This is a genomic window from Helicobacter sp. T3_23-1059 (genome assembly GCF_053654515.1).
Map to the genome: position 1 here is coordinate 1 of NZ_JBSIUV010000198.1, position 651 is coordinate 651.

Sequence of the window (651 nt, forward strand, 5' to 3'; positions counted from 1 at the left end):
AAGCTAGATAAATTTTTAGATTCTAAAGGCAAAATGAGCGAGGAATCATTGCGCGAATATGCGATAAATATCCCCCCGCTTAAATTTAATAACCCAAATCAATTTAAGACGCATTTTGCAGAAATCAAAGGTAAGTTTGGTATTGTTAAAACGCCTTATAAAGATGTGCAAGTAGATATTGTAAATGCGTATAGGCATTTTTACATAAATACAAAAAATGTTAATAGAAATTACTTCAAAAGCGCATTTTTTGAAACTTTTAGAGACCCGCTTTTTATCGCTAAAGATAATTCAAAAGGCAAAGAAAGTGTGTATTTTTATAAACCATTTTTAGATAAAGACAAAAATTTCATTAGCCTTTTTGGCATAGGAGTAGATAAAGATGGGAAAATACAATACAAAACCATCTATGATGATAAAGATAGAAATAGATTTAAGCAAATGACGAGGATAGCAGATGAAAACATAGTATATGTAAAAGAATAATCCCTCTATGCTATCGTAACCACTACACCGATAACATATTTCGAGTAAAAGCCCCTTAAGTGGAGTAGGTTAAGGCTAATGCTCTTAGGAGGGATTAAAACGCATTATACCAAATCTTATTAAAAAAGGACAAAAAATGGACAAAATCCAAGAATTGCAAGCAAA

The 651-nt window shown here is 31.0% G+C and carries 1 protein-coding gene; it reads left to right on the forward strand.

Translation table 11 applies throughout. From position 1 onward, the window contains the following. A partial coding sequence (locus ACWIX0_RS14035; RefSeq protein WP_454174594.1) for a hypothetical protein occupies positions 1-486 on the forward strand: 486 nt, incomplete at its 5' end. Positions 487-651 lie beyond the last annotated feature (165 nt).